General features: G+C 63.0%; 27 protein-coding genes and 1 tRNA gene. 16 read left to right on the top strand and 12 right to left on the bottom strand.

The genetic code is table 11. From position 1 onward, the window contains the following. Positions 1-5: 5 nt before the first annotated feature. The gene (locus EKH49_RS10875; protein ID WP_038992722.1) at positions 6-323 is read left to right on the top strand and encodes a DMT family transporter; all 318 of its coding nucleotides are present in this window, start codon (positions 6-8) and stop codon (positions 321-323) included. Positions 324-385: 62 nt separating this feature from the next. Here the strand turns inward: EKH49_RS10875 and EKH49_RS10870 are convergent, their stop codons facing one another. Beyond that, entirely contained in the window at positions 386-643 is a 258-nt protein-coding gene (locus tag EKH49_RS10870) for a cell division protein CrgA (RefSeq protein ID WP_038992721.1), read from the bottom strand. Between the two features lie 254 nt (positions 644-897). On the opposite strand from EKH49_RS10870, the gene EKH49_RS10865 reads away from it, so the two are divergent. Genes EKH49_RS10865 through EKH49_RS10860 form a run of 3 tightly spaced genes read left to right on the top strand, consistent with a single transcriptional unit; the run spans position 898 to position 2461 of the window. Further along, complete coding sequence (locus tag EKH49_RS10865; protein WP_236641127.1) at positions 898-1641, top strand: class E sortase; 744 nt, start codon at positions 898-900, stop codon at positions 1639-1641. Positions 1642-1649: 8 nt separating this feature from the next. Further along, on the top strand, positions 1650-1820 hold the full coding sequence (locus tag EKH49_RS16715; RefSeq protein WP_038992718.1) for a hypothetical protein: 171 nt from the start codon (positions 1650-1652) through the stop codon (positions 1818-1820). Then, positions 1817-2461 carry an anthranilate synthase component II gene (locus EKH49_RS10860; protein WP_038992716.1) on the top strand — a complete coding sequence of 215 codons (645 nt, stop codon included), beginning with the start codon at positions 1817-1819 and terminating at the stop codon, positions 2459-2461. The genes EKH49_RS16715 and EKH49_RS10860 overlap by 4 nt, the downstream gene beginning before the upstream one ends. Before the next feature lie 17 nt (positions 2462-2478). Here the strand turns inward: EKH49_RS10860 and pknB are convergent, their stop codons facing one another. From pknB to EKH49_RS10825, 7 genes are read right to left on the bottom strand one after another with little or no spacing between them, the layout of a single operon-like run. After that, complete coding sequence (pknB, locus tag EKH49_RS10855) at positions 2479-4389, bottom strand: Stk1 family PASTA domain-containing Ser/Thr kinase (protein ID WP_128470853.1); 1911 nt, start codon at positions 4387-4389, stop codon at positions 2479-2481. Next, on the bottom strand, positions 4386-6194 hold the full coding sequence (locus EKH49_RS10850; RefSeq protein WP_128470852.1) for a protein kinase domain-containing protein: 1809 nt from the start codon (positions 6192-6194) through the stop codon (positions 4386-4388). Before EKH49_RS10850 ends, pknB begins: the two co-directional genes overlap by 4 nt. Further along, on the bottom strand, positions 6191-7654 hold the full coding sequence (locus EKH49_RS10845; RefSeq protein WP_128470851.1) for a peptidoglycan D,D-transpeptidase FtsI family protein: 1464 nt from the start codon (positions 7652-7654) through the stop codon (positions 6191-6193). The genes EKH49_RS10850 and EKH49_RS10845 overlap by 4 nt, the downstream gene beginning before the upstream one ends. After that, entirely contained in the window at positions 7651-9048 is a 1398-nt protein-coding gene (locus EKH49_RS10840) for an FtsW/RodA/SpoVE family cell cycle protein (protein ID WP_128470850.1), read from the bottom strand. Before EKH49_RS10840 ends, EKH49_RS10845 begins: the two co-directional genes overlap by 4 nt. Next, the gene (locus EKH49_RS10835; protein ID WP_128470849.1) at positions 9045-10439 is read right to left on the bottom strand and encodes a PP2C family protein-serine/threonine phosphatase; all 1395 of its coding nucleotides are present in this window, start codon (positions 10437-10439) and stop codon (positions 9045-9047) included. Before EKH49_RS10835 ends, EKH49_RS10840 begins: the two co-directional genes overlap by 4 nt. 3 nt (positions 10440-10442) lie before the next feature. After that, complete coding sequence (locus EKH49_RS10830) at positions 10443-10922, bottom strand: FHA domain-containing protein FhaB/FipA (RefSeq protein WP_038992707.1); 480 nt, start codon at positions 10920-10922, stop codon at positions 10443-10445. Then, the gene (locus EKH49_RS10825) at positions 10919-11743 is read right to left on the bottom strand and encodes an FhaA domain-containing protein (protein WP_161567506.1); all 825 of its coding nucleotides are present in this window, start codon (positions 11741-11743) and stop codon (positions 10919-10921) included. The genes EKH49_RS10830 and EKH49_RS10825 overlap by 4 nt, the downstream gene beginning before the upstream one ends. 283 nt (positions 11744-12026) lie before the next feature. On the opposite strand from EKH49_RS10825, the gene EKH49_RS10820 reads away from it, so the two are divergent. Then, positions 12027-12110: transfer RNA gene (locus EKH49_RS10820), tRNA-Leu, on the top strand. 85 nt (positions 12111-12195) lie between these two features. Here the strand turns inward: EKH49_RS10820 and EKH49_RS10815 are convergent. Then, a complete protein-coding gene (locus tag EKH49_RS10815) occupies positions 12196-12651 on the bottom strand; it encodes a DUF523 domain-containing protein (RefSeq protein WP_128470847.1) in 456 nt (151 codons plus the stop codon). Between the two features lie 78 nt (positions 12652-12729). On the opposite strand from EKH49_RS10815, the gene EKH49_RS10810 reads away from it, so the two are divergent. After that, positions 12730-13266 (top strand): YdeI/OmpD-associated family protein, encoded by a 537-nt coding sequence (locus tag EKH49_RS10810; RefSeq protein WP_128470846.1) that lies wholly within the window; start codon positions 12730-12732, stop codon positions 13264-13266. On the opposite strand, the gene EKH49_RS10805 is transcribed toward EKH49_RS10810, so the two are convergent. Both EKH49_RS10805 and EKH49_RS10800 read right to left on the bottom strand, forming a co-directional pair. After that, positions 13240-13422 (bottom strand): hypothetical protein, encoded by a 183-nt coding sequence (locus EKH49_RS10805; protein ID WP_038992701.1) that lies wholly within the window; start codon positions 13420-13422, stop codon positions 13240-13242. The genes EKH49_RS10810 and EKH49_RS10805 overlap by 27 nt on opposite strands. Before the next feature lie 3 nt (positions 13423-13425). Beyond that, on the bottom strand, positions 13426-14475 hold the full coding sequence (locus EKH49_RS10800) for a LacI family DNA-binding transcriptional regulator (RefSeq protein WP_128470845.1): 1050 nt from the start codon (positions 14473-14475) through the stop codon (positions 13426-13428). A 150-nt stretch (positions 14476-14625) separates the two neighbouring features. Here EKH49_RS10800 and uriH point away from each other — a divergent pair, with 150 nt between their 5' ends. The 9 genes from uriH (at position 14626) to EKH49_RS10755 (ending at position 21604) form a co-directional block, all read left to right on the top strand. After that, positions 14626-15597, top strand: coding sequence for a uridine-preferring nucleoside hydrolase UriH (gene uriH / locus EKH49_RS10795; RefSeq protein ID WP_128470844.1), 972 nt, complete (start codon positions 14626-14628; stop codon positions 15595-15597). Between the two features lie 86 nt (positions 15598-15683). Beyond that, positions 15684-16382 carry a dienelactone hydrolase family protein gene (locus EKH49_RS10790; protein WP_128470843.1) on the top strand — a complete coding sequence of 233 codons (699 nt, stop codon included), beginning with the start codon at positions 15684-15686 and terminating at the stop codon, positions 16380-16382. Positions 16383-16437: 55 nt separating this feature from the next. Then, positions 16438-16869, top strand: a complete 432-nt coding sequence (locus tag EKH49_RS10785) for a universal stress protein (RefSeq protein WP_038992696.1) — start codon at positions 16438-16440, stop codon at positions 16867-16869. Positions 16870-16956: 87 nt separating this feature from the next. After that, positions 16957-17673, top strand: a complete 717-nt coding sequence (locus EKH49_RS10780) for a LysR family transcriptional regulator substrate-binding protein (protein WP_128470842.1) — start codon at positions 16957-16959, stop codon at positions 17671-17673. Positions 17674-17715: 42 nt separating this feature from the next. Continuing rightward, positions 17716-18504, top strand: coding sequence for an enoyl-CoA hydratase/isomerase family protein (locus tag EKH49_RS10775; protein WP_128470841.1), 789 nt, complete (start codon positions 17716-17718; stop codon positions 18502-18504). Positions 18505-18518: 14 nt separating this feature from the next. Next, positions 18519-19184, top strand: coding sequence for an alpha/beta hydrolase (locus EKH49_RS10770; protein ID WP_128470840.1), 666 nt, complete (start codon positions 18519-18521; stop codon positions 19182-19184). 9 nt (positions 19185-19193) lie between these two features. Then, on the top strand, positions 19194-20093 hold the full coding sequence (locus EKH49_RS10765; RefSeq protein ID WP_038992695.1) for a PfkB family carbohydrate kinase: 900 nt from the start codon (positions 19194-19196) through the stop codon (positions 20091-20093). After that, complete coding sequence (locus tag EKH49_RS10760) at positions 20094-20888, top strand: HAD family hydrolase (protein WP_128470839.1); 795 nt, start codon at positions 20094-20096, stop codon at positions 20886-20888. Continuing rightward, positions 20885-21604 carry a glycerophosphodiester phosphodiesterase family protein gene (locus tag EKH49_RS10755; protein ID WP_128470838.1) on the top strand — a complete coding sequence of 240 codons (720 nt, stop codon included), beginning with the start codon at positions 20885-20887 and terminating at the stop codon, positions 21602-21604. Before EKH49_RS10760 ends, EKH49_RS10755 begins: the two co-directional genes overlap by 4 nt. A gap of 21 nt (positions 21605-21625) precedes the next feature. Here the strand turns inward: EKH49_RS10755 and EKH49_RS10750 are convergent, their stop codons facing one another. Then, entirely contained in the window at positions 21626-22603 is a 978-nt protein-coding gene (locus tag EKH49_RS10750; RefSeq protein WP_128470837.1) for a hypothetical protein, read from the bottom strand. 92 nt (positions 22604-22695) lie between these two features. Here EKH49_RS10750 and EKH49_RS10745 point away from each other — a divergent pair, with 92 nt between their 5' ends. Further along, entirely contained in the window at positions 22696-25878 is a 3183-nt protein-coding gene (locus EKH49_RS10745; RefSeq protein WP_128470836.1) for an HAD-IA family hydrolase, read from the top strand. Positions 25879-25952: the final 74 nt, after the last annotated feature.

Below are 25952 nucleotides of genomic sequence, written 5' to 3'. Positions count from 1 at the left end.
CTGGCATGCATTGGATAGTTTTGATCGTCTCTGGACTGTTTGAAGCCGTATGGGCCGTCGCTCTTGGCATGAGCGAGGGTTTCTCGAAACTCGTTCCGACCATCGTCTTCTTCGTTGGTCTGGTTATCTCCATGGGCGGACTGGCCTACGCAATGAAAGAGATCCCCGTGGGCACCGCGTATGCCGTTTGGGTGGGCATTGGCGCCTCGCTTGCCGTCATCTACTCGATGGCCACCGGGCAGGAAGCATTCAGCGTGCTGAAGATGGTCTTCATTCTCGGCCTCGTCGGCTGCATCATCGGATTGAAAGCCGTCAGCCACTAATATCAACGGCCGCCATTAAACAGCTTCGCCGGTCCCTTTCATCAAGGGGACCGGCGATAGGCCTATTTCCAGCCTGTTGTCATGAAGAATCCGACCATGGCGATTCCGAAGCCGACGACGATGTTCCATCCGCCGATATTCGGAATCGGGTACAGGGTCTGCGAAACGTAATAAACGATGATCCACAGCAGGCCCAGAAGCATCAGTCCGAACATGACTGGCTTGTACCAGCCCGGCATCGGCTTATCGATGGCATGGGAGTTCTGGCGCGTCTCCTGCGGCTGTGAATTCTTCTTGCGTCGTGGCTTTGACTCCGGCACTCGAATGCTCCCTCGGCTTCATCTGCTTAATGTAGTAAATGTGGGTGACCTTCAGGTCTTCCCGGTAGGCTTGGGTGCAAGAATGCTGAGAACTGCTTAGTGCATTCCTACGTAGCTTCAATACTAGCCGTTACCCGCTGGAACTCTGGGTTTTGGCCAGCATCGGCCCACGTTAGTTGACCTGATTCGCGCATTTCTTTTGCCTAAGGAGCCAGACCGCCGTGAACCGAACCGCCACAGCGCAGGGTCGACGCATGCAGCGTCGACAACCGTCGGCAGGGAACCGTATCGCCGGGTTCTTTGGTGAGCTGCTGATTACCCTTGGCATCCTGCTGATGCTCTACGTGGTGTGGGAACTGTGGTGGACGAACATCGACTCGGCACAGGCCCAGAAGGAAGTCACCGCAAATCTCGTGCAGGAACTCGGCGACGTGAAGGTGCCGGAAATCAATGAGGAAGAAGAAGAGGAGAAGGACTACGGTCCGGCTCCGGTCACGGAATTGGTTCCCGGAGAAACCTTCGGCATCATGTACTTCCCGCGCTTCGGCGCTAACGGTTCGCACCACCCGGTGACCTACGGTGTGGAAGACCACGTGATCGACAACCTCGGCATCGGGCATTATCCGACCACGCAGCAGCCGGGGGAGCTGGGCAACTTCGCTGTCGCGGCCCACCGCCAGACCCATGGCCAGGTCTTCTGGGACATCGACAAGCTGCAGGATGGCGACAAGATCTATCTGCAGACCGCCGAAGGGTATTACACCTATACCTGGTACGCCACCGAGATTGTGGCTCCCTCCAACGGAGATGTCCTGTTGCCCACCCCGCACCAGTGGGGAGTGGAGCCAACGAAGTCGATCCTGACCATGACCACCTGCCATCCGAAGTACTCGACCCAGCAACGCATGATCGCTTACTCGGAACTCACCGACTGGCGCCCCCTGGACGCGGGACCGCCGAAGGAAATCCGCGACATGGTCATTGACGCAACGAGCTAGGAGAAGAAATGTACGCCTGGATATTCAGAAACCTGCCCGGCCCTTTGTGGCTTCGTATTCTTGAAGCATTGATTCTCATTGCCGCGATCGTGCTATTACTGATGATGTACGTTTTCCCATGGCTGAACCAGTACATCAGCCCATTTACCGATTCAACGATTGGCCAGAGCACACCGTGAGCAGCACCAAGATCCTTGTGATCGACAATTACGACAGCTTTGTGTACACCCTCGTAGGCTACTTGCAGGAGCTGGGCGCGGAAACCGCCGTTTACCGCAACGACGATCTGAGCGTTGAGGAAGCGACCAAGCTGGCCGCAGACTACGACGGCGTGCTGATTTCCCCAGGGCCCGGAGAGCCTGCAGGAGCTGGCGTCAGCATCGATCTGATCAAGTGGTGCGGAGCGCAGCGCAAGCCGATGCTCGGCGTCTGCCTCGGGCACCAGGCGCTCGCCGAGGCCTATGGCGGAACGGTCACGCACGCGGAAGAGCTGATGCATGGGAAGACCTCGCTGGTCAACCACGAGAACCACCCGGTCTTCAACCAGGTAGCCAACCCGTTCACCGCAACGCGCTACCATTCCTTGGCAGCGGTACGCGAGAGCATCCCGGCTGAGCTGGAGATCATTGCGGCGACCGCCGGTGGAGTCATCATGGGCTTGGCGCACCGCGAAGCGCCGCTGTGGGGCCTGCAGTACCATCCGGAGTCGGTGCTGACCGAACAGGGTTACCAGATGCTGGGCAACTGGCTGGAGTTCGTAGGACTGAAGGGCGCGGCCGAGAAGGCCGCTGCCCTGAGCCCGCTATTCAGCGGAGAATAACTGGCTGACGGCTAATCTCAGTCATTTTCCCGTGGTGGTCCGGTCCGGTCTGGCCGGCCATTCCCGTTGGGAGGAGCCGGGGCATCGCTGGTTGGCGAAGCATCCTCGGTTGGATCATCGGATTCGGATGGATCCGATGATTCGGACTCGCTAGACGATGGTTCTTCGGAAGGTTCGGGCGCTGGCGGTGCCTTGGCCACGGAAATCTTCACCAGGCTTCCCTGTGGCACGTCCTCGGAGGCTCCGGGGGACTGCTTGAACAGTGTTCCCTCGGCGTAGTCATCGGTTTCCACCTCAACGAACTGGACTTCCAGCCCGACATCATCTGCCGAGAGCTTTTCTTCAGCTTCCTCGCGGCTCATCTCGGTCACCACCGGAACAGTCACCATGCCGGTAGACAGGATCAAATCGACTTCGCTGCCGGCCTTCACCATGGACCCCAGCTCAGGGCTGGTGCCGATGACCCAGTCGGTGGGAACCGTTGCAGAGTTCTCCCGGCTGACTTCGCCAACTTCCAGGCCTGCTTCGCGCAGGGCATCGCGGGCAGCTGTCTCGGACTGGTTCGCCAGATCCTCGGGAATCGTGCGCTGCTCTGAGCCGTCGGAGATGTACAGGGCGACCGTGGACTCCTTGGCGACCATGGATCCTGCTTCCGGATCGGTACGGGTCGCCTTGCCCTGCTCTACGTCATCGCTGAATTCGCGCTCTACACGCACCTGGAAGGTGTTATCGCGCAGCAATTCCCTTGCGTCGTCCTCGGACATTTCAAGGACCTCGGGTACTGCGATCGGGGCACGCTTTTCAGCTTCCGCCTGGATCGAGCGGATCACCAGGAAGCTGGCGATGCCCACGGCAATCAGGGCGATGACGGTCAGCAAAATGATCAGGCCGCGGTTGGACTTGTGCCGTGCAGGCGGCTCAGGTGCCTCGTCTTCCACGAAGACCGGGTGCTGGCTCGTTCGTGGCGCAGACTGGGCGATGAAGCCGGTTTCAGCCTCATGGTGGGTGCCGTAAATCGGCAAGGTGTAGGTGGATGGCTCCGGCTCGTCATCATGGAATTCGATGCCGTTCAGCGCATCCTCCAACGCTGAGGCGAAAGCTCCGGCGCTCTGGAACCGGTCGTCGCGTTCCTTGGAGAGGACCTTGGCGACGATTGGGTCGAAGATCGGGTCGACGCCGTGCTTGACCTCGCTTGGCGCCGAGGGAATCTCGCCAACGTGCTGGTAGGCGACCGACACCGGCGAATCGCCGGTAAATGGAGGCTGGTGGGTCACCAGCTCGTAGAACAGGCAGCCAACCGAGTAGATGTCCGAACGGAAATCGACCTGTTCGCCGCGGGCCTGCTCGGGCGAGAAATACTGGGCTGTCCCCACTACGGCAGCGGTCTGCGTCATGGTTGCCGACGTATCCAAGGCACGGGCAATGCCGAAATCCATCAGCTTCACGTGGCCGGAATCGGTCACCATCACATTGGCCGGCTTGATATCGCGGTGGACGACGTTGTTGTTGTGCGAATGATCCAGGGCATCGCAAACGCCGCGGGTGATGTGCACTGCCACGGAGCCATCGACATCGCCCGCAGCGATCACCTGCTTCAGGGTACGTCCGGTCACGTATTCCATCACCATGAATGGCAGGCGTTCACGGTTGTACTCGGTGGCTGGCAGCTCGCCGGTGTCGTACACGGCAACGATATTCGGGTGACTCAGGCCAGCGACGGCCTTGGCCTCACGGCGGAATCTATTGACCACCATGGGGTTGCCGGCGGTATCCGGGCGCAGCACCTTGACCGCCACCTTGCGCGACAGCACGTGGTCGGTGGCGAGATACACATCCGCCATGCCGCCACGGCCAATCAGCGATTCGATCTCATAGCGGTCGTTGATCATTCGCGGCAAGCCAGGAGGCAAAGCTTCGACTTCACTCATGGCGCTTCGCTTTGCTCCGGCTCTGCGGCTTCTGGGGACTCAGATGCCGACTCGGTGGCGGACCCGGTTGGCTCGGTTTCTTCTGGACCGGTGGAAATATCCAGGGTGATCGTGGTGCCCGGCCCGACTTCGCTGCCGGCGGGAACGTCCTGCGCCAGCACGGTGCCGGCGACGGATGGGTCGGGGCGTTCCTCGCCCTTGGCCACGGCCAGTCCAGCGTCCTGGATGCGCTTCTGCGCGGCTTCGAAGCTCATGCCGGTCACCGATGGCACGCCAACGGTTTCAGGGGCCATGGCATAGGTCACCGAAACGGTTTCGCCTTGTGCAACACTGCCGGTAGGGTTCAGGGAAATCACTTCGCGCGGCTCGTACTCGCTGGTTTCCTGCGGGGTCGCGTCAACGACCAGGCCCTTGCCCTCGAGTTCCGCGGTCACGGTGTCGATATCCTGGCCGATCAGCGACGCCGGAACATCTACATAGGTGGCGGTTTCACTCGGGGTCGGCGATGGGGAGTCGGAGGTCTCCGAGGCTTCGGTGGTTTCCTCGGTCGGCTCGGTCGATTCCTCGGTTGGAGACGAGGAATCGGACAGCTCGGTGCTCTGCGTCGGCGACGACGTCGGCTGGTTGTCCTTGTCGCTGCTCATGGCAGGGATCAGCCATGCCAGTAAGGCGATCACCGCAGCCAGCGCGATGATCACGATCAGCGGGACCAGCCACGGGCTGCGCTTGGCGCCAGCCTCGCGAGCAGGATCCTGGGTATCCACGTCCTCGTCATCGAATCCACCGGCGGCGGCGCTGGAACCGGAGAAACCGCCGGCAGTGCGGGCAGGTTCCACCACGGTGGGCATGGCATTGGTCAGGGTCGGGGCGGAATCGGCCTGCGGCACCGCCTGGGTGGCATCGTCATCCATGTTGACCACTTGGGTCGCGTCGGTGGCGATACCGGTGGCCAGCATGCCGGGAACCGCCAAGGTAGCGGTATTGGTGTCGCCGGCGCGCAGCGCATCTGCGGCCTTCGCCAGTGCGGTTGCATCCTTCGGGCGTTCCGACGGGTTCTTGGCCAGCATCGACATGATCAGCTGGCGAACCGGGGCCGGGATGGTGTCGGGCAGGGCAGGGGGAGCGTCGTTGACCTGTGCCAGGGCAATGGCGATCTGCGATTCGCCGGTGAACGGACGCCGTCCTGCCAGGCACTCGTAGCCGATGACACCCAAGGCGTAGATGTCGGAGCTGCCGGTGGCAACCTGGCCGGTGGCCTGTTCCGGAGCCAGGTACTGGGCGGTGCCCATGACCTGTCCGGTGGCGGTCAGCGGAACCTGGTCGGCAAGGCGGGCAATGCCGAAGTCGGTGATCTTGACGACGCCCGAAGGCATCACCAGGATGTTGCCCGGCTTCACATCGCGGTGCACCAGGCCGTGTTCGTGGGCTGCTGCTAGCGCGCGGGCAGTCTGCGCGATCAGCGAGAGCGTGCGGTCCACCTCGAGCTTGCGCTCTCGTTCGATGATGGTGGACAGCGGCGGGCCGGGAACGAGTTCCATCACCAGATAGGCGGATCCCTGTTCCTCGCCGTAGTCGAAGACGCCAGCGATGCCGGGGTGATTCAGCAGCGCGGTGTGGCGTGCTTCCACGCGGAAACGCGTCAGGAAGCTCTCGTTGTCGGTGTATTCCTCTTTGAGGATCTTGATCGCTACCAGACGTCCAAGGACCTGGTCTCGCGCCTTCCAAACTTCGCCCATGCCGCCGATCGCAATGCGATCGGTCAGCTTGTAACGACCGCCCAAGGTGGTGCCGGTTACTGGCCTCACTTGTTGAACACCGCCTCTAACATCGTCTTCATCAGTGCACCTGCCGTGTTGTGGCCGGTGTCGTAATCTACGTCCTGGATATTGACCGTGATGGCTACCTGCGGGTCATCGGCCGGCGCGAAACCGGTCATCCAGGAGTTCACCATGCGAGTCCCGTCCTCGGCAGCTGGACGCTGCGAGGTGCCGGTCTTGGCGCGGAAATCCACGCCGGGAACCCGGGCGTTCATCGCCGTGCCGCGCAGCACCGGGCCTTCCATCAGCTCCGTGAGCTGTTCGGCAACTTCCGGGGTGGTGGCCGTGGAGAACTTCTCCGGCTTCGGATCCTCAATCACCCGCAGATCCGGCGCAATGACCTTGTCGATCAGGTTCGGCTTCATGATCACGCCGTCGTTGGCGATGGCCATGGCAACCATGTTCATCTGCAGCGGCGTGGCCTTGTTTTCCCATTCGCCGATGGCCATCTTCGCCATGTCCGCTTCAGATGCCTCGGCCGACGGGAACTCGCTCGGCACGACATTCTGCGGGATGCTCAGCTGCTGGCCGTAGCCGAAACGCTCGGCCACCTCGGTGAAGGCATCCTTTCCGACGGTTTGGCTGATCTCGATGAACGGGGTGTTGCAGCTCTGCGCGAAGATGAACTCGAGCTTGGCACGGGTGTCGCGCGCGCAAATGCCCTCGCTGAAGTTGTTCATCGGTGTATTCGTATGCGGATAATTCTTCGATACCGGGTTGTCGATGGGGGTGTCCATGTCGAACTTGCCGGATTCCAGCGCCGCGACGGTGCTGATGATCTTGAACGATGATCCTGGAGTGATCAAGTCGCTGATGGCAGGATTCCGGTAGGGGCTCAGGCCATCGATGTTGCTGATTTCCTTCAGGTTCTCGGCAGCCTTGGCGGTGGAGTGCACTGCCAGCAGGTTGGTGTCGTAGCTCGGCTTGGAAGCCATCGCCAGGATGTCGCCGGTCTTCGGGTTGGTCACGATGATCGTGGCCTTCAGGCCCTTAGGGATCGCTTCGAAGGCAGTCTTCTGCAGCTGGCCGTCAATGGTCAGCTCAACCGAGGCGCCCTCGGAACGGGTGCCGGTGAACATGGCAGAGAGCCGGTCGAAGAGCAGATCCGAGCTCGTGCCGGTCAGCCAGTCATTCAACTGCGATTCGAGCTGAGTGGTGCCGTTGGCCAGCGAATAGTAGCCAGTCAGGTGGGCGTAGGTTTCCGCGTCGTTGTACACGCGCTGGAACTCGAATTGGCCGTCATCGGTCGGTACCGATTCGGCAATCGGCTTGCCGTCAACCAGGATCGCCCCGCGGGGCAGGTCGAACTCGCGGTAGAGCTCACGCTTGTTCAGCGCATTCTCCGAGAGCGACTCGGCGTCGAAGAACTGGATATAGCTCAAACCGCCCAGGCAGATGACGAACAGGACGGTTAGCGCAACCCAAACGCGTTTGATTGCATGATTCACTTCTTCGTCACCGCCTTGGTGCTTGAGGTAAGGGTCGTGCTGGCAGATGCGAATTCATCGGTTGGTCCTACGCCGCCGGTCTTCGGGCGGCGCGAGTTGTGGGAGATCAATAACAGCAGCGAGATGATGACCCAGTTCGCCAGCAGCGAGGAGCCGCCAGCTGCCATGAATGGCGTGGCCAGGCCGGTCAGCGGGATCAGCCGGGTAACGCCGCCGATGATCACGATGCACTGCAGGCCCAGGGTGAAGGACAACCCGGCAGCCAGCAGCTTGCCGAAGGTATCGGCAGACCCCAGGGCGGCACGCAGGCCGCGGGAGATCAGCAGCATGTAGAGCAGGATGATCGCTGACACGCCGATCAGGCCGATTTCCTCCCCGAAGGAGGCAATGATCATGTCCGAGTTGGCCAGCGGCACCCGGTATGGCGAACCAGCGCCCAGGCCGGTGCCGAACAGGCCGCCGTCGGCCATGCCGAACAGACCCTCGACGATCTGCATGCTGCCGCCTGTGGCCTGGTAGATCTCAGGGTCGAAGGCATTGAGCCACACGTCCAGGCGGCGGGTCACGTGGCCCATGGTCAGGCCCGCGACCACGCCGCCGGCGACAACCATCAAGGCTCCAATGAGCACCCAGGAGATCCGGGCAGTGGCCACATAGATCATCACGATGAACAGGCCGAAGAAGAGGATCGCGGAGCCGAGGTCGCGTTGCACCACGAGCACGCCGATGGACAGCAGCCAGGCAATCACCATCGGAGCCATGTCGCGCAGGCGAGGCAGCTGCAGCGGCCCGAATTTGCGTCCGGCCATCAGAATCAAGTCGCGGTTCGACGAGAGATACCCGGCGAAGAAGATCGACAGGGTGATCTTCGCGAGTTCGCCTGGCTGCAAGGAGAACATTCCCATGCGGATCCAGATTCGGGCGCCGTTAATGGTCACGCCGAGCCCTGGAATCAGCGGAAGCAAGAGCAGGACAATGGATGCCAGCAGAGCGATATAGGTGAAGCGCCGCAGTATCCGGTGATCCTTGATGGCCCAGAGGACTACCGATGCAATGACGATTGCAATGGCTGTCCACAGCAGCTGGCGAGCCGACTGTGAAGTTCCTTTTGCCAAGTCAATGCGGTGAATCATGGCTAGGCCAAGGGAGTTCAACGCAATCGTGATCGGAAGTATTACCGGGTCAGCATATTTTGCGAAGATGCGCAGCAGCGCGTGGACCGTGAGGGACAGCCCCGCCAGGATGCTCATCTGCACGTAGAAATCGGTATTGTCGACGTCCTCGGTGGAGCTGCCGACAAGATAGAACGCGGCACCTCCGACGCACAGGGCAAGAAGTACCAGCAGCAGCTCGAGATTGCGCCGAGGCACCGGTGCGGTTTGCACTTCGGTCATTGCATTATCTCCTGGCAGTAGGCGGGCAGTTCGAGCTGGCTGGCGGAATCCGAGGATCCGGGAACGGTGACCGGGCAGTTCTGCTTCGCGGTGACCAGAAGTTCCTGGATGATCATCTGGGCATGCTGCTGGTTCTCGGCCGAGATGGTAGATTCAACGCGCTGGCGCGAATACTCCGGCAGGGCTTCCAGCGGCACCTTGCTGACGGTGTCGACTTCGGAGAGCGAGATCGGCCCAAGTTCTTGCGGAACGCCCTTGTAGATGGCGACCTTGCCGTCGACGGCGCCCACGAAGTACTGGGTCTGGGTCCACATGTAGCCCCAGACGGCCAATGCTACGACGAGGAAGGCCGTGAGGGTCAGCAGGATCGGCAGCAGCCAGCGGCGATGCTGCACCGGAGCTTCCAGCGGATCGAGCACCTCGCCGGCAGCCGGGGAACGGTGGGTCAACAGGGCTGCAGCGCGGCGTTCGCCGGTGTGCTGGGTAACCACCGGGATTTGGCCGGTCTGCGTTGCCAGCTGGGCTGCCCCCACCAGCAGGTGGGGGCGCTGGGAAATCTCGTGGCGAAGCAGCGATGCGCTGGCTTCGACATCTCCTTCGGCGGCGATGGTGAGCTGGCCGGTATCCGGCGCGGGCTCCGGCTCGGCCGGCGCCTCGCCGTCAAGGGCGGAGTTCTCGATGACCTCGAACATCACCACGGTGACATTATCCGGTGCGCCATTCTTAAGCGTGATGGCAACCAGGTCGTTGACCGCTTCATCTATGTCGGCGGTGGTGCGGATGATCTGCTCGATCACCGGAACCGGCACCGCGTCGGTGAGTCCGTCGGAGCACAGCATCCAGCGTTCGCCCGGTTCTGCCGTGAATTTCTCGACATCCAGCTCGGGGGACGCGTCCGAGTCGCCGAGCACGCGCAAAAGCACATTCTTATGCGGGTGGACCTCGGCTTCGGCCGGCTTGATTCGGCCTTCGTCGACGAGCCGCTGGACAAAGGTGTGGTCCTTGCTGATCTGCTCGAACTCACCGTGCTTCAAGCGGTAGGCGCGGGAGTCGCCGATGTGCGCCATGTGCAGGGTGTCGCCTGAGAGCAGCAGGGAAGTGACGGTCGTGCCCATGCCCGACAGCTTCGGATTGGCGCCGACGAGTTCATTGAGCACCAGATTGGCGGCCTGGATTTCGTCCGGCAACGCATTCTGCGGATCCGCGGTGGCTTGGTGGTCCAGATGCACCAGATCGAGCACGGTAGAGGCCGAAGCGACATCGCCGCCGACGTGTCCGCCCATGCCGTCGGCAAGGACCGCCAGGTACTCGCCGGCATAGGCCGAGTCGTCATTCTTCTTGCGCACCCGGCCAACGTCGGATTTCGCGGCAAATTTGAGTTTGAGGGCCATAGGCTAGGCCTTCAATTCCAGGACAGTCTTCCCGATGCGGATTCGCTGGCCGGGCTCCACTGCCTGGGCGCGTGAGAGCTGGTTGTCCCCCACGAAGGTTCCGTTGGTTGAACCGAGATCCTCGATGAACCAGCGTGATCCCTGGGGGAACAGGCGGGCATGGCGTCCCGAAGCGTAGTCGTCATCGAGAACTACGGTGGCATCCTGGGCGCGGCCGAACATGATCGGCTGGCCGCGTAGCGGAATGCTGCTGCCAGCCAGCGGGCCCTCGACGACTTCCAATGAGGTGGCCGCCTTGCGCGCGGGGACTTCTGGTTCCGCCAGTTCCGGGTTCTTCTTCAGTTCACGAGCGCTGGGCTTGCCGGTGCGGGCCCGTGAACCGATGGCCAAGTCGCGGCGCATCGATCCGACAACGCTTAAAACGAGCAGCCAGATGAGGACCAAAAAGCCCAATCGGAACAGGCTTAGAACCAGATCGTTCACGCGCGGCCTCCGTTGTTCGAGGTAATCAGCCGGAAGACGATTTTCGTCTGTCCGATAGTAATGACCGAACCGTCAAATATACGGGTTTCTTCCGAAATCTTCTTGCCGTCCACGTAGGTTCCGTTGGTTGAACCCAGATCGGTGACGACGAAACTGGTCTTGCCACGGGTTTCGACACGAGCGTGCTGCCGGGAAACGCCGGAGTCGTCCACCGGAATATCGGTGCTGGCCGAACGGCCCAGCACGATCGAGTGGTGATGCAGGGCGTACCTCTGACCGGCAACCTCAAGGATGGCCTGCTTCTGCACGGGCCTCTTGGGGATCTCTGCAATCGGACGCACCGTTGGGCGTGGCTGCGCGGTGGTTGGAGGGGTTGCTGATGGAGCTGCCGGTGCCGCTGGCGCGGATGCCCGCTCCTTGACCGGTGCCGAAGCCGCTGGGCGTGAGCTGGATTCCTTGACCGAGCTGGAGATTTCCATCTCACCGGGCTTGAAATCATCATTGGAGACGAAATGGATCATGATGTCGCCATGAACTGAATAGTCCTGGGTGGCGGCATGCTCGGCGGTGACCTTTGCCATTTCATTGACGACACCCTGGCCCCAGCCCTTGGCGGTGTTGTAGTCCTTGGTGCTCAGCGAGACCACGAAGTCATTGGCCGCAAGGCTGCGGCCTTCGCTAATCGGCATGATTCCGCGGTCCATGTCATTGCGTATCGCGGTAGTCAGTTCGACTGGCTTTAGATCTGCGGTGCTGGTGCCACGAAAGAAGCTAGTGACGACCTTCTCTAAGCCGCGTTCGACATTGTCGAGAAAGCCCATTATTCGTGCTCCTTCCTTAGGGTCCATGGCTGGTTATTACGAGCCTGCGGTCATCCTTTCCGAGCTATGAACGCAGAACTTCATATTCGATCTTACTGTTTTCAGCTGTGCAAATGCCGAAAAATCCTTGAACGGCTCAAGTGCGTCAGTATCAACGATAAAGGCACTAAAAAGGTTTCCCATGTGTCGCTAGCCACAAATGGGGGTTTCGATTAGGTGAACGGAAAATGTGTGTGTAAGCTATTTCTTGTTGCAAAGAACGAAGGCAACGAAAACAGAATAAGCGCGAGTGGCGGAATTGGTAGACGCGCTGGCTTCAGGTGCCAGTGATCGCAAGGTCGTGGGGGTTCAAGTCCCCCCTCGCGCACAAATGGAAAATAACCCTTGATCTTCGGATCGAGGGTTATTTTCTTGATTAAAAGCGCAACTGAATCGTTATCTTCCAAGGTGTGTCAGCTTGCTGGAGGTCCACTGACCTTGATGCCCCGGCGCTTCAGCAACGCAGCCAGCACCCCATCGCCTGCAACAAGTTTTCCGGAATGCGAGCCATCGTAGATGCTCCCGCAGCCGCAGGAAGGGCTGCGATCCTGCAAAATCGCTTCGGTGATGCCCTCGCGTTGGACCAAATCTGCGACCTTCTGGGCTCCAGCCACGAACTGCCGGCTGACATCCTCGCCGTTGACATCGAGAACGGCGGCCCGCCCTTCGAGCACGTCGTTGCCATCGCCGCCGGAAATCTCTGCTGGCGGGCGCGGGGTGCTCAGTTCGCCTAATTCCTCGGCGCAGGCAGCAACAGCATCTCCTCGTGCCACAGCTTCGACGATCGCCGGGTTGGCCTTGGCCTTGCCGTTATAGCGGCAAGGGATGCCAGCAAGGCAGGAACTGACGAGCACCGGGCGTTGGATCATGACAGCAGTCTAGCCGCGTGGAAGCTGGATGCGGCTGTGCCATAGACTGCCCTTGAGCAACTGAAAGGGCTGATTCTGGTGCCAGCATCCAATGAAATCCTCGAACTGCAGGGAACTGTAGATCTGGTCAATGACCGGAGAATTCTCCGATTCGACCAGGAATCAAGCGACAAGTTGCCAAGCCGAGGACAGGTCGCGGTAGAACTTCTCCAGGCGCATGAGGGGCATACGGTCGTGATTGATCCCGACGGGCGCCGTGGCCACTGGCTGGCTCTCGATAGCCAGGGGATGCCGCAGCTATCGGCCGACGCAGGGGAGCAGGTGCAATTGGCGGCTCGCGTTGCCGGAACCTGGCCGGAAGCAAGGATCCCGCAGGACTTGGCCGGCGCCCTGGATGACGCCGATGATCTGGAAGAGGTGTGGGCGGGGCTCACCCCGATGGCCCGCTGGGAATGGGTCCGCTGGGTCGAAGCGACCAAGAACCCTTCCACGCGTGAACGCCGAGTGGATGCCAGCATTTCCAAGCTGCGCGATGGCAAGCGCCGCCCGTGCTGCTTCGACTTGTCCTCGTGCACCGATCCCGGGGTGTCAAAGAGCGGAAAGCTCATCCAGTAGCGGAAGGCTTCGTGCGGCAGATTCGATGCCGGACCCCGGAGGGGGTGGCGGGCCGGTAAAGAGGCTGAGCACTCCGCTGGACATGACGATCAGGCCCAGGGCAACGAGCAGGGCGATGATTGCCGTGACCTTGGCGGGCCATTTGCGCATGTTCATCGGTTAACCTCCTGCGTTTTCCAGTGTCGATCCGCGGACAACCAGTGAACTTGGCAGCATGGTCTGCAGCGGATCAGGGGATTTCCCATCGAGCAGCGCACGCAGTTTCAGTGCGGCTTGGCGCCCGACTTCCTGGGCATTGAGTTCCACGGTGGTGATGGATGGGTTGGAAGTCGCCGAGTAGGGCAGATCGTCGAATCCGGCCACCGCAAGCTGCTGCGGGATGCTGAGGCCAAGCTGGCGGGAGGCATGCAGCACGCCGAACGCGTGGTTGTCGGTTGCGCATCCCAGCGCGGTCACGCCGGATTCCCGCCACGTGGGCCAGTGCTGGCTGAAGGCAGCCGACGCCGCGGCGACATCGATCATCGAGCTGGCAACAGAAGAAGGCAGGACCTCGATGCCGTATTCCTTTGCCGCTGCCAGGAACGCTTCGCGGCGCACGGCCAAGGTCTCGGTGCCGGTGCTCGCATCCAGGTAGGCGGCCTTGGTGTGTCCCTGTGCGGCGAAATGGGCTGCGACATCCCGCGCGCCTTGGGCGACATCCATATTCACTGCGGGAATCGCCGGATCGATGCCCGGGGCGTCCAGGGCCACCAGGGGAAGGGTGCTGGAGATTTCTTCGAGGAAGTCCTGGCTCGGGGCATGGACCAGCAGCCCGGCCGGGCGAAGGCCCATGATCTTCCTGGTCTCGCTGGCACTGGGGGAGACACCGGCATCGGTGACCGAGAGCAGCAGCTGGTAGTCGCTGGCCAGGACCGAGCGCACGCCGGCGATGACCTTGGCGAAGAACGGGTTGGAGATGTCCGGAGCCACCAGGACCACCAGCGAGCTGACGCCCTTGGCCAGCGAGCTGCCGATGCTGTCGACGAAGTAGCCCAGCTCGCGGATTGACTCGCGCACGCGCTGTTCATTCGCGGCCGATACCCGGCCCGCTGATTTTCCGTTGGCAACAAGTGAGACCGTTGCGGTGGAAACGCCGGCGTGCTCGGCGACCATCGCTGCGGTGACGCGGCGCGGAGCGCGCGAGTTGCCGGACTTTTCACCATTCTTCATGGCTCCATCGTAGTCGGAATCGCGGTGCGCGACCGCTTTTAGTTAAGCGCTTGACGAAAGTGCGCGGGCGCGAAAGAATTATCAATGGATGACTATCCGCCCTCCACGACTTAGCTGCCGGCCCTCAGCCGGCAGAGCGAAAGAAGAACCATGACCCAGGACAGCAATGCCCCGCGCAAGATCATTTTGGACTGCGACCCGGGCCATGACGACGCCGTGGCAATGATTCTTGCCCATGGCAATCCCAAGATCGAGCTGCTGGCGGTGACCACCGTGGCCGGCAACCAGACCCTGGACAAGGTCACTGCGAACGCACTGGCCGTCGGCACCATCGCCGGGATCACCGGCATTCCCTTCGCGGCAGGCTGCGCCCGCCCGCTGGTGCGCGAGGTGGAAACCGCCGGAGAGGTCCACGGGGATTCCGGGATGGATGGACCGGCGCAGCCGGAATCGAGCATCGAGCTTGATGAACGCCACGCAGTGGACGTCATCATCGATCTGGTGATGAGCCATGAACCCGGTGAAATCACCCTGGTGCCCACCGGCGCCTTGACCAATATCGCCTTGGCCGCCCGGAAGGAACCGCGCATCGTCGAACGCGTGCGCGAAGTGGTGCTGATGGGCGGCGGCTACCACACCGGCAACTGGTCGGCGGTGGCTGAATTCAATATCAAGATCGACCCCGAGGCAGCGCACATCGTCTTCAACGAGGCCTGGCCGGTAGTCATGGTCGGCTTGGACCTGACCCACCAGGCGCTGGCCACCACCGAGGTGGTCGAGCGCATCGAGAAGATCGGCACCGGGCCATCGACCTTCGTGCGCGAGCTGATGGACTTCTTCGCCCAGGCCTACCGCGACCACCAGGGCTTCGACGCGCCGCCGGTGCATGACCCGTGCGCCGTGGCCTACGTGATCGACCCGGATGTGGTGCGTACCGTCAAGGCGCCGGTGAGCGTCGAGCTGCGTGGCGAACTGACCTTGGGAATGACCGTCACGGACTTCCGTGCGCCGGCTTGCGCCGACTGCAATACCTCGGTGGCAGTGGACCTGGACCACGAAGGCTTCTGGAATCTGGTGGTAGACGCGCTGGAACGTATCGGCGAGGTCACGCTCGGAAAATAGAACAACTTTGCGCAATGTGGGGCAGGTCAATGCCAATCGCGCCTAGACCTGCATAAACTGGAGGAAATCGCAGAGCAGGAGGCGCCATGGCGGAAAAAACCCCGCACCAGAACGTGACTTTCCCTTCTTCAGGTACGCAAGCGCACGGCTATCTCGCATTGCCCGAGTCCGGCAAGGGCCCCGGAGTGATTGTGATCCAGGAATGGTGGGGGCTGACCGACCATATCCGCGATGTGGCCGACCGGCTGGCGGCGCAGGGTTTCGTGGCGCTGGCCCCGGACCTCTATGGCGGCTGGATCACCCATGACGGCGAGGAAGCCGGTCAGATGATGTCCGAGCTTCCGGAATCCGTTGGCGCCCAGCTGCTGGGCGGTGCAGTGGACTACCTGCTGGCCAATGAGCATGTCACCAGCCAGAAGCTCGGCGTCATCGGCTTCTGCATGGGTGGCGGATTCGTGCTGCAGATGGCAGCCCAGCAGGGCGATAGGATTGCCGCGGCCGTGCCTTTCTACGGTGTCGGCCAGGGCGTACCCAACAATTTTTCCGGTGTCCGCGCCGCCATCCAGGGACACTACGCGAACCTGGACCAGATGTATCCGCCAGAGCAGGCCAAGGCCCAGGAAGAGCAGATCCGCCGGGAATCAGGCGCGGAAGTCCAGTACTTCTACTACGACGCCAATCATGCGTTCCACAACGACGAGAATCCCGCCGGCAACTACGATCCCGAGCAGGCGGCCATCGCATGGCAGCGCGCCGTGGACTTTTTGCAAGCAAAAGTGGCCTGAAGGCCATAAAGTGTTACCCATCACTTAAAGCATCACTCATATGAAGGAGAACAATATGTCTGAAACCATCATCGTAGGCGTCGACGGTTCCGAAACCGCACAGCGCGCTGCCCGCCGCGCCGCAGAACTCGCCGTCAAGCTGGACGCTGACCTGGTGGTCATCACCGCTCACGCATCGGATAACACCGAGGTCGTTTCCATCGGTTCCGATACCTGGATCCTGGACGACGCAGAGCAGGCCCGCAAGCTCGCACAGCGCGTGGCCAACGACGTGAAGAACGCCGTTCCAGGCGTGAAGATCACCGCTGCAGCCGGCCACGGCAAGCCAGGCGACGTGCTGATCTCCGACGCCGAGGACCGCAAGGCTTCGATGATCGTCGTCGGCAACGTCGGCATGAAGGGCCTGGGCCGCGTGCTCGGTTCCGTTGCTTCCTCGGTAGCCCACTCGGCACCATGCGACGTGCTGGTCGTGAAGACCGACAAGTAGGCCTCCAAGCTTGCGCAAGCGCAGGCGGGCACCGGTGCACCGGTGCCCGCCTGCACCATTTAACCCGGCAGCGCGTAGGCTTAACCCGTGCAGAAACTTCGAATCGCCTACGCCACCGGCGTCACCCCCGGCAAATGGATGGACCGCTTCCAGGAGCGCTATCCGGCCATCGAGCTGAAAGCCTGGCGCCTGGATGAGGGGGAAATCCTGGACCTGCTGGCCACCGGCGAGGCCGACGCGGTGTTCGTGCGCTACCGCGGGGATTCGCCCAAGGACGCGACGCGCCACGTCATCCCGCTCTATGAGGAACTCGAAGTGGTCTGCGCGGGCAAGGACCACGATGTGGAGTACTACGAAGAATCAGTGCCGCTGGACATCGTCGAGTCGTTTCCGCAACTGGACCTGGCCGATTACCCTCAATCCGTGGGCGGCATTCCGGTAGCGATGGAGGTCGTCGCCTCCGGAGCCCAGGTGCTGCGCACCGCGCAGTCAATCGCCCGGCTCTTCGCCCGCAAGGACGTGGTGGTGCGCCTCATCGAAGACGGCTCGCCAACCCAGGTCGGCATCGCCTGGCCGACCGCCACCGAGGACACTGCAGTGCTCGAGGAATTCATCGGCATCGTGCGCGGACGCACCGCCAGCTCCTCGCGGCAGAATTCGGTGCGCAACCAGGAGCAGAAGGCCAAGCGCATCAACGAGCAGAAGAAAGCCAAGGAAAAGGCCAAAGCCAAGGCAAAACAGCAGGCCAAGAGCCCATCCAAGAAGCCGCAAGAGGCCAAGGCCAAGCCACGCAAGCGCCGCTGACAATCCATCACGTGACGCAGGTTACGTGAGAGAGTTAGGGGTATGAAGCAATTCGATACCCTCACCCTGAGCACCCAAGGCTCGGCCCTCATCCTGACCGTAGACCAGCCAAAGTCGCTGAACGCACTGGCAAAAGAGGTTGTCAACGACCTTGAATCCTTCCTGGACTGGTTCGAGACCACCGGATATGAATACCGCGGACTGATCATCACCGGCGCCGGGGAGAAGTCATTTGTCGCTGGGGCGAATATCGTCCAGATGAACTCCATGGACGAGGGAACGTTCACCGCTTACGCCAAGCAGATGCACGCCGTGACCGAGCGCCTGGAGTCGCTGCACGTCCCGGTCATTGCCGCAGTCAATGGCTTCGCCCTGGGCGGTGGCTGCGAGCTGGCGCTGGCCTGCGATTTCATCTACGCCTCCGAGCGGGCCAGCTTCGGCCAGCCGGAAGTCAACCTGGGCCTGGTGCCCGGCTTTGGCGGCATGGTGCGCCTGCCGCGCCGCGTGGGCAACGCGATGGCCCGCGAGCTGATCTTCACCGGGCGGCGCATCAAGGCCGAGGAAGCATTGCGTATCGGCCTGGCCAACCGGGTGGTCCCCGCTGAGCAGCTGCTCGACGCTGCCGTGGCGACCATCGAAGAGGCCGCGGCGGTCTCTCCCACCGCGATCTCCATTGCCAAGCGCGCCATGGTTTCGATGGACGGGCTGGACACGCATCAGGGGCTGGGACGCGAGGTCGACGCGTTCCTCCAGGCCTACCACACCGCCGACTCGGTGGAAGGCCGGGCAGCCTTCGTCGAGAAGCGCTCGCCGGTCTTCCCGGGCAACTAGCCGGGCGGCCAGCCATGCACTACGGGGCGCACCAGGACCAGTACGTCCAGTTCTACGAGCCCGAACGCATCATCGCCCGCGGAGCGGTGATGATCATCCATGGCGGATACTGGCGCGAGAAGTACACGGCCAGCCTCGGCGTGCCCTTGGCGCAGGATCTCGCTGCCCGCGGAATTCCCGCCTACAACCTCGAATACCGGCGCGGGCCGGGCAGCGCGGCGAAAATGCTGGCCGATGCCCGGCTCGCGCTCGGCCTGGTCAAGGAAGAAGGGCCGATCACGCTGATGGGCCATTCGGCCGGGGCCCAGCTGGCCTGCGTGCTGGCCGCCCACGACCAGCGGGTCTCCCAGGTGATCAGCCAGGCCGGGGTGCTGGACCTGGACACCGCCCAGCGGCTGAAGCTCAGCGACAGCGCGGTGGAGGAGATGCTCGGCGGTGCGCCACTGGGCGCCTGCAATCCGGTGGAATTATGGCCAATGCCTGCCCGTGTCGTAATCTTTCATGGACGGGACGATGGCGATGTTCCGCCAAGAATTGCCCGCATCGCGGCCCAGAAAGCGGCCGCGCTCGGACAGGAGCACAGCTTCTCGCTGTTCGACGGCGACCACTACACCTGGATCGATCCGCACAGCAGCCAATGGGCTGCCTGCGTGCGGGCCCTGTCCCCACTGCACTACTGAAGGAGCAGCATGAACCCGACGGTGATCGGCGAGGCCCTCGTTGACGTCCTGGCCTCCGGCATTGCCCCAGCCCAGGAGTTCGTCGGGGGCAGCCCGCTGAACGTCGCGGTGGCGCTCTCCCGGCTGGGCTACCCGGGCACCCTGATCTCCCGCTGGGGCGCCGATGACAAGGGCCGGAAGATCGAGCAGTACCTGCAGGAGAACAACGTGGCCTACCTGGGCGGGGCCGACGACCAGGCCACCGTCATCGCCCACGGCATCCTCGACCCGGCCGGCGGCGCGGCCTTCGCGTTCAATGCCTACTGGCAGATGCCGACCATCGGTCCGGAGCTGGCCCAGGACGCCGAGCTGGTGCACACCGGCTCCATCGCCACCCTGTTCAGCCCCGAAGAGCTGCTCCCGCTGCTCTCGGCGGCGCGCACCCACGCCACCATCAGCTACGACCCGAACCTGCGCCCGTCGCTGGTGACCAACCATGCGCAGACCGTCGCCGAAGTCGAGCGCTTCGTCGGCCAGGCCGACGTGGTGCGGGTTTCCGGCATCGATTTGAAGTGGCTGTACCCGATGCGCTCTGTCCAGGACTCGGCTCGGGCCTGGCTGGACATGGGTCCGGCGATCGTGGTTTCCACCGCAGGCTCGCGCGGCTCCTGGGGAGTGGTCCGCGCCGGCGACGCCGAATTCACTGCTCCCTCGGTCGAGGTGACCGATACTGTGGGGGCCGGCGACACGTTCACCGCGGCGCTGCTGTGCTGGCTGGCCGAGCACGGACTGATTGGCGCGGCCAACCGGGAGAAGCTGAACCAGCTGCAGATTGGCGAGTTGTCCCAGGCCCTGGAATTCGCGGCCATGGCCGCCGCTGTGACCGTGCAGCGTGCAGGGGCGAACCCGCCGCGCCGCCAGGAGCTGTAGATGATCAAGCTGATCGCCTCGGACCTCGACGGCACCATCGTCGCCAAGGATGGCACCATTTCCGAGCGGACCAAGCGCGCCTTCATCGAGGCCCGCGAGTCCGGCATCCAGATTGTCTTCGTCACCGGACGCCCCTTCCGCTGGCTCACACCGATCATCGAGGCCTTCGGCGGGATGGGCAAGGTCATCTGCTCCAATGGCGCGGTGCTCTACGACCTGGAGCAGGACGAAGTGATCTGGTCGCGCACGCTCAGCGCGGCCACCGCGCGCAAGGCGAGCGAAATCATCCTGGAGCTGGAACCGAAGGCGGCCTTCGCCGCGGAGACCACCAAGGGGCTGCACCTGGGCGAAGGATTCGCCGACCGCCACCACAACTTCGGCGTGCAGGCGGTGCTGGATCTGACCAGCGACTCCATTGATTCCGAGGGCATCGTGAAGTTCCTTGCCCGCTCCCCGCACCTGCCGATCGACAAGTTCTATGCCTCGGCCGGGCCGCAGCTGGCCCAACTGGTTTCGGTGACCCATTCGGCCTTCGACGTGTCCCTGCTGGAAATGGCGCATGTGGATATCCACAAGGCCACCACGCTGCATGAATACTGCCAGCGCCTGGGCATTGCCGCCTACGAGGTGATGGCCTTCGGCGACATGCCCAATGACATCGAAATGCTCGAATACGCAGGCCACGGCTACGCGATGTCCTCCGGGCACCCCACCACGCTGGCCTCCGCCCGATTCCGCGCGCCCTCGCTGGCCGAGGACGGGGTAGCCCAAGTCATCGAGGACCTGCTGAAATGACCTACGCCTTTTCGCACCGAGGGGTGCGCACAGGGAACGAGGAGAATACGCTGCTCGCCTTCCAGCGCGCCGCGGAACTGGGCATCACCCACTTCGAATCGGACGTGCACGCCTCGGCGGATGGCACCGTCTACCTCTTCCACGACCACACCCTGGATCGGGTCACCGACGCCAGCGGGAATTTCAACGGCTTCACCGACGCACAGCTGGCAGAGGTCCGCGCCGGCGGGCAGCCGCTGTGCACGCTTGACGAGCTGCTTGATGCCTTTGGGCACGCCACGCTGAACCTGGACGTCAAGGACGAGCACGTGATCGGACCGCTGGCCGAGCTCATCGAGCGCCGGAAAGCCCACGGGCAGATTGCCCTGGCATCCTTCTCCTCGGCGCGCAGCGCCGCGGTGGGCCACCTGCTCTCCGCGCCGATCCGGCGTTCGCCGGGGCAACGCGAAATCGTTGCCATCTGGCTGTGCGCCCACCTGCTGGGCTGGGTTCCGAAACGGCTGCTGGCAGGCTACTGGGCAGTCCAGGTGCCGCTGAAGCAGGGCATCTTGCCGGTGGCGACGCGCCGCTTCATCAAGGCGGTCCACCGCGCCGGCGCCCAGGTGCACGTCTGGGTCATCGATGACGAGCCGACAATGCGGCTGCTGATGGACCGCAAGGCCGACGCCATCATGAGCGATGACGCGGCCTTGCTGGTACGGGTTCTCGGCTCCTGAACCGAGCCTGGGAATTATGCCCTAGGAGATATCCAGGGTGCCCAGCACAGCCGGGGCATGCTCCTGAAGCTGTTCGTCGCTGGCATCCAAGAGCAGGCGCAGCCAGGTCTCATGCTGCGAGAGCGGCGCCACCAGGCAGGCCGGATTGATCAGGTCGTAGAGCTCATCGGGCGAGCCGTAGGCGGAGAACTGGTCCAGGTACGCGAAGAGCACCTTCATCACGCGCTCGTCCCCGGTTTCGCAATCCCATGCCTCGCACATCGCGGCCAGCGGGGTGTTCAGCGAGGAGAAGGGGTGCGCCCAATGCGCGGAGCCCAGATTCAGGATGCGGCCGTGCTCTCCGGTTTCGCTTGGCACCACGACCTGCGACAAGTCGAAGTTGCCGTGCTCGATGCTCAGCGGCACCGCACCGGCATGCAGGGCGTCGGTGGCCTTCTTCAGCGCACCCAGATGCGAGACCAGGTTATCCGCGCTGGAACCATCCAGGTACAGCGGGTGGGAGGGGTCCAATGACACGTGCATCATCAGCGCCTGCTCGTACTGCTCGGGCAGGAACTGCGGGTCAACCACGGTGACCCCGGAATCGAAGAATTCGTCCTCGTGGCCCATCAGCGCGACCTGGAAGGAGCCGAGCGAGGCCATGGCCAGCTCCCAGTTCTCCACCGAATCGCCCAGGTCCGCCAGGGTGTGCCCGTAGTCCGGGCTGAGCATGTACCCGGCGATCCGGTCGATGGCCAACGGCATCACCACGCGGTCGGGCAGCAGCTGGCCGGCAACGACCGTGGTAGCCGGCTCGGAGGCCAGCCCCGGAGCGTTGGCGCTGAAGATCAGGTCGGCGGCATCGGTCTGCACCGTTGCCTGGATCTGGTGCAGATCGGCAGGCCAGAAGTCAGGTCCTGCGGTGCGCGCGATGCCGTAGGCCTCGCACGCAGCGTCGATCCATTCGGCGGTAGCCTCACGCCAGTCATCGCTATTCCATGCATCTATCCACTGAGCCACATTCTTATCGTAGTATGTCGAAGCAAGCGCGTTGAGTTGCTACGGTAAGGACTACGGCCAGTAATACGCTCCTCTTTCGAAGGATTTCGATTGTGAACGCTTTTCGTCCTGAGTACCGACATCGTGATTACAAGGCCGTCCTCTTCGATCTGGATGGCGTGATCACCCCGACCGCGCTGCTGCATCGCAAGGCGTGGGAAGAACTTTTCACCGGCTTTTTCGACAAGCACCCGGGCGTGGCCCCATACACGACCGCGGACTACTTCAACCTGCTTGACGGCCGTCCGCGCTATGACGCGGTGGCCGCCATCCTCGAATCCCGCGGCATCCAGTTGCCGCGCGGCGAGGAAAGCGACCTGCCCGGCGAGGACAGCATCTGCGCCCTGGGGAACATGAAGAATGAGAAGTTCACGCAGGTGCTGCAACGCGACGGGATCGACCCCTACGCCGGTTCCGTGGCCTTCCTGCAGCAGGTGCTGGAGGCCGGGCTGGACGTCGCGGTGGTGTCTTCCTCGCGCAATGCGCGGATGGTTCTGGCTGCCGCCGGATTGGCTGGCCATTTCCCGCTGGTGATGGGCGGGCAGGAAGCCGCTGCACGCCAGCTTGCAGGCAAGCCGGCCCCGGACACGTTCCTGGCCGCCGCCGCGGATCTGGGCTGGCGTCCGGAGGAATGCGCAGTCATCGAGGACGCCACCAGCGGGGTGAGCGCGGCGCGTGCCGGAGGCTTCGGCGTCATCGGCGTGGCCCGTGAAGACAACGAGGCGGCCCTGCTGGACGCCGGCGCCCATTTCGTGGTCCATGACCTGTCCGAGCTGGTCTCCGAGCATGACGCCAAGGCCTGGGAAGAAGACTCCTGGTCGCTGTGGCGCGGGAACCAGCGCGAAAGCGGCGGCGCCGAGGACACGGTGTTCTCCCTGGGCAATGGCTTCCTTGGCGCGCGGGCGGCGCAACTGGGCTTAGGGGAGCAGGCCGGCGGCACCTTCATCAACGGGCTGCATGAGACCTGGGAAATACGCCATGCCGAGAGCGCCTTCGGGCTGGCCGAAACCGGCCAGACCATGATCAGCGCCCCAGATTTCCGCACCATGCGCGTCTTCATCAATGACGAGGCCCTGGAAGTCGGCCGCACCGAGATGGTTCGTGACGAACTGCGCCTGGATTTCCTTGACGGGACGCTGACCGCGCACACCCTGTGGCGAACTGCAGAAGGCCACCGCGTTGCCGTCACCGCGCGCTCGATGATCTCCTTCACCGATCGCCATCTGGCGCTGCAGGACGTGCATGTGCGCCTGCTTGATGCCCCGGCCCAGGTGCTGATCCAGTCCTCGGTGATCGGGTATCCTTCCAGCCGCCAGGTGGCGTCCCCGCAGGAAGCCGATGCCTTGGGCCCCGTTGACCCGCGCAAAAGCGAGACGGTCCGTGCCAATCCGCTGCACCCTGCCGGCATCCACAGCGATGGGCCACGGCTGGGCATCTCCTACGAGGTCCTCGGATCGGGGATGTCGGTAGCGGCAATGGTCCAGCACGAGGTGTCAGCCACCGGCGGGACGCAGGCAGAACTGTCCGTGGACCGCAAGGTACGCGATGACCGCGCGGATGAAGTGATCAGCGCCAGGCTGGACGCCGGGCAAGGCGTGCGCGTTTCCAAGTTCGCGGTCTACCACTCCTCGCGGCGCCATCCGGCCCAGGAGATGCTCTTGCGTTCGGAGCGGGCCTTGGAGCATCTGGTGCCGTTGGGGATCGATGAGCACTTCCGCGCCCAGCGCCGCTTCATGGCTGATTACTGGGAACGCAGCGATGTGCAGGTGGATACCGATGAGCCCGAGCTGCAGCGCAAGATCCGCTGGAACCTGTTCCAGCTCGCCCAGGCCGCCGGCCGGGCCGACGGACTGGGCATCAGCGCCAAGGGCGTGAGCGGCAACGGCTATTCCGGGCATTACTTCTGGGATACCGAGATCTATGTGATGCCGTTCTTGACCTACACGAACCAGCAATGGGCGCGCAATACGCTGCGCGCCAGGGTCTCGATGATTCCGGCAGCGACCCGGCGGGCGCGGACCATGAACGAGGAAGGCCTGCTCTTCCCCTGGCGCACGATCAACGGCGAGGAAGCCAGCGCCTATTATCCGGCGGGTACGGCGCAGTACCATATCAACGCCGACGTGGTGTATTCGCTCAACCGGTACCTCGGGGTCATGGAGGACGACGAATTCCTGCTGGCCGGCGGGGCCGAGATCCTCGTGGGCACTGCGCGCATGTGGGCTTCGCTGGGGTTCTGGCGCGGCGAGCAGGGCAACGAGCGCTTCCACATCCATGGGGTTACCGGGCCCGATGAGTACACGGCGGTGGTCAACGACAACCTCTACACCAATGTCATGGCGCGCTTCAATCTGCGCCGCAGCGCCCAGCTGCTCTCCGAAATGGCCCAGGAGCATCCGCGCGAGTACGCGGAACTGGCCAGCCGGCACGCGCTGGAAGACGAGGAGCTCGCGCTGTGGCTCAAGGCTGCCGACTGCATGCACATCCCGTATTCGGAAGCTGTCGGAATCCACCCGCAGGACGAGCACTTCCTGAACCGCGAAGTCTGGGACCTGGCTAATACCGGTGCGGATAAGCGGCCGTTGCTGCTGCACTACCACCCGTTGGTGATCTACCGGTTCCAGGTGATCAAGCAGGCCGACGCGGTGCTGGCGCTCTGGCTGCGGTCCAGCGATTTCACTGATGAGCAGAAGCTCGCCGACTTCAACTACTACGATCCGCTGACCACGGGAGACTCGACGCTCTCTGCCACGGTGCAGTCGATCCTCGCCGCGGAAGTGGGATACCGGGATCTCGCCTGGGAGTACTTCGAGCATGCGCTGAACGTGGATCTCCAGAACCTGCACGGAAACACCGCTGACGGCGTGCACGTGGCGTCGACCGGCGGTGTCTGGTCGGCGCTGGTCTACGGCTTTGCCGGGCTGCGCGACGATGACGACCGGCTGCGCTTCGATCCGCGGCTCCCGGAGAGATTCCGGGCCCTGCGTTTCAACCTGGGGTGGCGGGGCATGCGGATTTCCGTGTGCTTGCGCCCCGAAGCCATCGAGTTCACCCTGCATGGCGAATTCTCGCGTCCGATCTGGGTGCGCGGCCAGCAGGTCGACCTGCAGCCGGGGCAAGCTATCAGCGTTGCGCTCGCCGGACAGGGCCCGCTGCTGGAAGGCAGGCCAAGCCTGGAACATGTCCTCTCGCTGCAACGGGAGGCCGGCGCGGAGGTGCCCAACAAGGCCTGGTAGGCAGCGCGGAATGCAAAGGAGGCAAGAACCCGGTTTGGGTTCTCGCCTCCTGCTGCGCGACGCGCACGGTTCAC

Source organism: Glutamicibacter sp. HZAU (assembly GCF_004100365.1).
Lineage (GTDB): Bacteria > Actinomycetota > Actinomycetes > Actinomycetales > Micrococcaceae > Glutamicibacter > Glutamicibacter nicotianae.
Note: the sequence above shows the minus strand (reverse complement) of the source record. Positions and strands in the feature narration are given on the sequence as shown.

Coding starts and splice junctions, on each gene's coding strand:
- EKH49_RS10875 (WP_038992722.1), top strand. CDS start 6: ATGCATTGGATAGTTTTGATCGTCTCTGGACTGTTTGAAGCCGTATGG.
- EKH49_RS10865 (WP_236641127.1), top strand. CDS start 898: ATGCAGCGTCGACAACCGTCGGCAGGGAACCGTATCGCCGGGTTCTTT.
- EKH49_RS16715 (WP_038992718.1), top strand. CDS start 1,650: ATGTACGCCTGGATATTCAGAAACCTGCCCGGCCCTTTGTGGCTTCGT.
- pknB (WP_128470853.1), bottom strand. CDS start 4,389: ATGAGTGAAGTCGAAGCTTTGCCTCCTGGCTTGCCGCGAATGATCAAC.
- EKH49_RS10840 (WP_128470850.1), bottom strand. CDS start 9,048: ATGACCGAAGTGCAAACCGCACCGGTGCCTCGGCGCAATCTCGAGCTG.
- EKH49_RS10835 (WP_128470849.1), bottom strand. CDS start 10,439: ATGGCCCTCAAACTCAAATTTGCCGCGAAATCCGACGTTGGCCGGGTG.
- EKH49_RS10825 (WP_161567506.1), bottom strand. CDS start 11,743: ATGGGCTTTCTCGACAATGTCGAACGCGGCTTAGAGAAGGTCGTCACT.
- EKH49_RS10815 (WP_128470847.1), bottom strand. CDS start 12,651: ATGATCCAACGCCCGGTGCTCGTCAGTTCCTGCCTTGCTGGCATCCCT.
- EKH49_RS10805 (WP_038992701.1), bottom strand. CDS start 13,422: ATGAACATGCGCAAATGGCCCGCCAAGGTCACGGCAATCATCGCCCTG.
- EKH49_RS10800 (WP_128470845.1), bottom strand. CDS start 14,475: ATGAAGAATGGTGAAAAGTCCGGCAACTCGCGCGCTCCGCGCCGCGTC.
- uriH (WP_128470844.1), top strand. CDS start 14,626: ATGACCCAGGACAGCAATGCCCCGCGCAAGATCATTTTGGACTGCGAC.
- EKH49_RS10790 (WP_128470843.1), top strand. CDS start 15,684: ATGGCGGAAAAAACCCCGCACCAGAACGTGACTTTCCCTTCTTCAGGT.
- EKH49_RS10785 (WP_038992696.1), top strand. CDS start 16,438: ATGTCTGAAACCATCATCGTAGGCGTCGACGGTTCCGAAACCGCACAG.
- EKH49_RS10775 (WP_128470841.1), top strand. CDS start 17,716: ATGAAGCAATTCGATACCCTCACCCTGAGCACCCAAGGCTCGGCCCTC.
- EKH49_RS10770 (WP_128470840.1), top strand. CDS start 18,519: ATGCACTACGGGGCGCACCAGGACCAGTACGTCCAGTTCTACGAGCCC.
- EKH49_RS10765 (WP_038992695.1), top strand. CDS start 19,194: ATGAACCCGACGGTGATCGGCGAGGCCCTCGTTGACGTCCTGGCCTCC.
- EKH49_RS10760 (WP_128470839.1), top strand. CDS start 20,094: ATGATCAAGCTGATCGCCTCGGACCTCGACGGCACCATCGTCGCCAAG.
- EKH49_RS10755 (WP_128470838.1), top strand. CDS start 20,885: ATGACCTACGCCTTTTCGCACCGAGGGGTGCGCACAGGGAACGAGGAG.